General features: G+C 34.9%; 2 protein-coding genes and 1 tRNA gene. 2 read left to right on the top strand and 1 reads right to left on the bottom strand.

The annotated features are described in order from the left end of the window. The coding region (locus JP36_RS02265; protein WP_324606546.1) for a S6 family peptidase at positions 1 to 3021 on the bottom strand (3021 nt) is incomplete at its 3' end. Positions 3022 to 3476: 455 nt separating this feature from the next. Between JP36_RS02265 and JP36_RS02255 the strand changes: the two genes are divergently transcribed. Together JP36_RS02255 and nrdA are read left to right on the top strand one after the other, a co-directional pair. Then, positions 3477 to 3553, top strand: a tRNA-Val gene (locus tag JP36_RS02255). Positions 3554 to 4093: 540 nt separating this feature from the next. After that, complete coding sequence (nrdA, locus tag JP36_RS02250) at positions 4094 to 6364, top strand: class 1a ribonucleoside-diphosphate reductase subunit alpha (protein ID WP_039171549.1); 2271 nt, start codon at positions 4094 to 4096, stop codon at positions 6362 to 6364. Positions 6365 to 6410 lie beyond the last annotated feature (46 nt).

The raw sequence follows: 6410 nt of genomic DNA, 5'->3' as shown, positions 1-6410 counted from the left end.
ACGTTCTTGTTCTGCTCGTTCTTTTGCTAAACGTTCTTGTTCAGCTCGCTCTTTTGCTAAACGTTCTTGTTCAGCTCGTTCTTTCGCTAAACGTTCTTGTTCAGCTTGTTTTGCTTGTAATTCTGCTGCTTTTTCTTTTATTCTCTCTTTTATATTTTCCGGAGCATCCGGATTAACATAAGGATTTGTTAAAACAATGGCGTCTAAATTCTTTTTAGCTTTATAACGCCAAGCTCCAGCATCAACATAAGGTTCACCATTTTCACTATTTTGCAAAATAAATGTGAAATTATTTTCTTCATTTGGATTAAACTGAATCAGTGTAAGTGAATCTGTTGTAGATAATGTTTTTGCTTGGTCTTTAACTAATAAAGTTAAAAATCCTCGCAGTGCTCCGTTAACAATTAACTTATTTCCTAATGAGGAACCTATATTTGTATTAAAATCCAAGACCCCTTGTCCATTGAAATCATTTTGAACAATTAAATTAGTATAACCATTACGACGGCTTTTTAGTACAATATGAGCATTATCCTCTAAAGTTAAATAACCTACTTGACTGTTTTGGGTTAATTCCCACAGACTATTGGAAAAAAGATTTATATGTGTTCCTGCTTTAGCAATAGCCCTTCCTTGAAATATTACATTACTTAAATTAGCTGTACTTTCATTGTCTAGAATAATATGTCCTTTCACTAATGTTTGAGGAAGAGTATTTAGAACCTCTTGAGAATAATTTGGTTTATTGCATTGTGTATTACCATTATAGTTTGAACGATAACAAACATCCTGCCCTGTCTGATATCCTAAATTTAAAACAGCTTTGTCAGTTACTGAAAAGATCGTATTTACTTCACTAACATTACGACCAATCGTCAAAGTAGCACTGTTTTTAACTATCATTGCTGACGCAGTATGAGATGTATTTATCCACTCATTATCCAATATCACTTCTTTATTATTAATGTCTCTTGCGTGTGGAACTGGACGCCCAGAAATAATAACATTGCCCTCTTCAACCTCTAAATTACCATTCAAATTTATCGTTCCATTAAGTAAAAGTGTTGAATTAGCTATTTTGGGGCGATAAATAACATCTAATGCTCCATTACTACCTTTGTTAAAATCAGTTTCTCCTAAAGTTCCTTCAAAAGTTTTATAACGAAATTCTGTTGATGTATTTTTACTATCAACAATAAATTGCATAGCTGTTGCTTTATCACTGCTGATAAACTTCCAATTTTTTGAACTATCTTGATTGGTTGGATAGTATCTCCAAGGTTCATCACCAACTAACACAAAATAATCTGTTCTGCCAGCAGCCCATTGATTTTTATATTCATACAGATCTTTACCTTTTTCTCCGTGTTGTCCCCATTGTATCTGATCAGCCGTGAAAGGTTCTGTTCCTGTAAGTGTTAGTGTTGCACCTATGTTAGTATTATGGTTAACAATCTGTGCCCCAGAATCACTATGGCGAATATATTGCATAGTTAAGCTATTTCCATTTAAATCTAGACGCCCACCACGAAAACCAAAATAAAGATTATCAGGATTAATTTGATCCTCACTATTTAAAGTTAAAATTGGTCGCCCACTAGTGATGCCTACTTTATTGAATGCCTGTTTTAGCCCATTCTCATCTTCACGCTGATTAAAAATAACAGTGCCATCACCGATACTGATATCCCCTAAATTCTTGCCTTTACCATTTACATAAAGCATTCCAGCACCAATTTTTGATAAACGGTCATTTTCTGGATTTTTCACTTTCCATACAACATACTTCCCTTCGGCTATGGAAATACCACCACCAAGCCAAGTTTGATCTTCTTTTGGTGCAACTGTAAAATTGGTATTAAAATAAAGTGCTCCCGCTCCTTGATTAATATCTTGGTTTAGGATTAATTTTCCATCAGTATCACCATTAAAAATTACATCTTGTCCATAATCAATTGATGGACGAGATTGGTGACTATCATTGGCGGATAAAGATTCATTATATAAATTCACTTTTAATGATGCCTGCTCAGAATGAATATGGCTTGTTGATTTGTCATTATCATCTACTGCCCACTCCCATTCTGTATTTGTATTATTTTGAACAATGCCAGCAGTAAACTTATCCTTAACCAATTTAATATAACCTGGGTAATGTATGTTAAAAACAGTGATATACGGTGCATTAGGCGGTTGTGTTCCACCAATTAATACACCAATAGCCACCCATTTCTTTAACTTAGAATCATAACCCAGTAATGGTGAACCGCTATCTCCAGCATCTCCCCACGTTGGCATTACTCCATAATCAGTTCCAAATAAGCTTCTTGAATCCTGTACCCAAGTGTTATCCGGTAATTTGTTTCCTTTTGACCATAATGTATGTCCTTGCACTGAATGAACACCTAGTATTCCACCACCTGTTAGAAAATTATAAGCATCAGTTATGTTTGTAATCTTATTTTCTACTAGATCATAAACAGATTGATCTCCACTTCCTACACGGACATAACTTAAAAAACGTCCGCTACCATTAATGCCATAAGTGTTATAATTTTCTTTATCATTATTTTCAATAAAAGCATCTGTTACCGATATAGGCGCAACTTCTGTTACTAACTTATGCAAGCGCGGAACGTGATAATCTGTTTCGTATGCTCTAGGTTTTTTTAAGTATCCATTTTCTCCTGATGTCATTTCATTCCTGCTAGTCAGTAAATAATCAAAAGTATGAGAATCAGGTTTATTATCCTGATCACCAAATTGGACACTGCCATATCCTCTATTATGTTGAACACTACTTACAAAAGCATTATCAATTAATGAGGCAAATCCACCATTTTTGTTAGCGATGTTTAAGTCAGGCATAGGTATTCCTTGCATCATTACCCCAATTTTTTCATTATTTTTATTAAAAATAGGAATATTACTTGCACCAACTGTAAATTGACCTTTATTTTCTGCAAAATCACGGAAATATTGATAATCAATATCCGCACGAACTCGAGAAGCATTTGCCACCGCACTTGCCAAAATAGATGAAACAAAAAATGCAACTTTAGTATATTTAAATCGAAGAATAGAGTGTAATAGCATAAATTTTATTAGATATTAAAAAAAGTGGTGAAGTATATAGAATCTCAAATAAAGAATTGAATAGATAAGATATTTTTCATTAAGATTTTTATATAGTTTTTCATAAAAATGAAAACTTGATTATAAATATATAATTTCTTTTTCCAATACATATAAATATTAAATAAATGAAAGTTTTCATTAAAAAGATCAAAATTGATGGATTTTTGACTACTTACTATTTCTTCTAAAGAAGACAAATTTAAAAAATATGATTTATAACAATTCAAATCTAAACTTTTTGATAAAAATGCTATCTTTTTAAGCGATTGATTCTTTTCCATTAAAAAATCTTTTGCAATTCTTTTTTTACCCTCTATAATAGCCCTCGTTTTCACAATGCGACCGTAGCTCAGTTGGTTAGAGCATCACCTTGACATGGTGGGGGTCAGTGGTTCGAGTCCACCCGGTCGCACCATCTTACCTTTCACAACCGTTCATATCTCATCAAAAAACCTTTATAAATCCAGTAATAACAGGGCTTTTCGGTTGTTTTACCCCTCGCAACCTTTCGTATTAAATCGGTTCTAACCAAAGATTTTAGTAACTATCATAGTAACTATGTAAAAGCCAAATTTAATGATTTATCCATTAAATCAGCGGTAGTTTCCGGCGTATCAGGTGCGTGCAGTGTATTTTCTTCTGATATGTTTTCTTTGGTTTCAGTCGGTTTATCAAATCGATTTAAAGCAATAGGATTATTGTTAAGATCGGAAATATCTCATTGATTTTAATAGAAATTAAATAGATTATTGTACTTATTTTGTGCAATGTTTTCTTTTTGTGCGAATGGATTCAAAAGCAAATTGAGAAATTCTTTATTTTTAAATAAGTTAGTTTTTGTCAATTACAGATCTCTCATTTCCACAAATTTTTCTGCTTGAGTTTTTCTCGAAACACATTATATTGACGAAAATTTTTTTAAAAATACAACATATTGTGTTAGGGATCTTTTTTAATGAATACATCACTTCGAGTAACTAAACGTGATGGGCGTTTAGAGCCTATCGACTTGGATAAAATCCATCGTGTAATTACTTGGGCGGCAGAAGGTTTAGAGAATGTTTCTGTTTCGCAAGTAGAATTGCGTTCACATATTCAATTTTATGAAGGCATTAAAACCTCCGATATCCACGAAACAATCATTAAATCTGCTGCAGATTTAATCAGTAAAGATACTCCAGACTATCAGTACCTTGCTGCTCGTTTAGCTATTTTCCATTTACGTAAAAAAGCTTTCGGTCATTTTGAGCCACCTCGTCTTTATGAACAAGTAAAGCGTTTAGTTCGTATGGGAAAATACGACGCTTCTCTTTTAGTAGATTATTCCCGTGAAGAATGGGATGAAATGGATACTTATCTCGACCATTGGCGCGATATGACTTTCTCTTATGCGGCAGTCAAACAGTTGGAAGGGAAATATCTCGTCCAAAATCGTGTAACCGGTGAAATTTATGAATCTGCACAATTTTTATATATTTTGGTTGCAGCTTCCTTATTTGCACAATATCCAAAAGAAACTCGTTTAAATTATATTCGCCGTTTTTACGATGCGACTTCCACTTTTAAAATTTCATTACCAACACCAATTATGGCGGGTGTTCGTACCCCAACTCGCCAATTCAGCTCCTGCGTATTAATCGAATGTGATGATAGTTTAGACTCAATTAATGCAACTTCTGCCGCTATTGTGAAATATGTTTCACAACGTGCCGGTATCGGTGTAAATGCCGGTGCTATTCGTGCATTGGGTAGTCCAATCCGTAATGGAGAAGCGTTCCATACCGGCTGTATCCCATTTTATAAACATTTCCAAACAGCGGTGAAATCCTGCTCGCAAGGCGGCGTTCGTGGTGGTGCTGCAACGGTTTATTACCCGATTTGGCACTTGGAAGTTGAAAGTTTATTAGTGTTGAAAAATAACCGAGGTGTTGAAGATAACCGTGTACGCCATATGGATTACGGTGTGCAGTTAAATAAACTGATGTACCAACGTTTAATTAAAGGCGCAGATATTACACTCTTCAGCCCATCTGATGTGCCGGGGCTTTATGCAGCGTTCTTCGCCGATCAGGAAAAATTTGAACAGCTTTATGTAAAATATGAACAGGATCCGAATATTCGTAAACGTTCGGTTAAAGCTATCGAACTGTTCTCGTTATTAATGCAGGAGCGTGCATCAACCGGTCGTATTTATATCCAAAATGTAGATCATTGTAATACTCACTCCCCATTCGATCCGTCAGTTGCACCAGTACGTCAATCTAACCTTTGCTTAGAAATTGCATTACCGACAAAACCGTTACAACATATTCACGATGAAAATGGTGAAATTGCACTTTGCACGCTTTCCGCATTTAACCTTGGTGCATTGAATAATTTGGATGAATTGGAAGACTTGGCTGAATTGGCTGTACGTGCATTAGATGCTTTATTAGATTATCAAAACTATCCAGTGAAAGCTGCTGAAATTGGGGCAATGGGTCGTCGTGCGTTAGGTATCGGTGTTATTAATTATGCCTATTATTTAGCCAAAAACGGTGTGCGTTATTCGGACGGTTCTGCCAATGATTTAACTCACCGCACTTTTGAAGCGATTCAATATTACTTATTGAAGGCATCAAACCAATTAGCAAAAGAGTTCGGACCTTGTAAATTCTTTGATGAAACTACTTATTCCAAAGGTATCTTACCGATAGATACATACAAAAAAGATGTAGATAGTTTAACCAAAGAACCATTGCACTATGATTGGGAGAGTTTACGCAAAGATATACAGGCATTTGGATTACGTAATTCAACATTAACTGCATTGATGCCGTCAGAAACCTCTTCACAAATTTCTAACGCAACCAATGGTATTGAACCGCCACGTGGCTTTGTCAGCATTAAAGCATCGAAAGACGGTATTTTGCGTCAAGTCGTGCCGGATTATGAAAATTTAAGTGAAAATTATGAATTGCTTTGGGATATTCCAAATAATGACGGTTACTTGCATTTAGTCGCTATTATGCAAAAATTTATCGATCAATCTATTTCAGCTAATACCAATTATGATCCACAACGCTTTGAAGACGGTAAAGTGCCAATGAAAGTGTTGTTAAAAGATTTATTGACAGCCTATAAATATGGAATAAAAACGCTTTATTATCAAAATACGCGTGACGGTGCTGAAGATAGTCAAGAAGATCTTGATGATGGCTGTGCCGGCGGTGCTTGTAAGATTTAATTCTAATAAAAAGGTCAGTCACTCTGACCTTTTTCTTACTAATATC

Origin of the sequence: Gallibacterium genomosp. 1, from assembly GCF_000771875.1 — a bacterium.
GTDB lineage: Bacteria > Pseudomonadota > Gammaproteobacteria > Enterobacterales > Pasteurellaceae > Gallibacterium.
The sequence above is the reverse complement of the archived record's forward strand: the minus strand, read 5'-3'. Positions and strand labels throughout refer to the sequence as shown.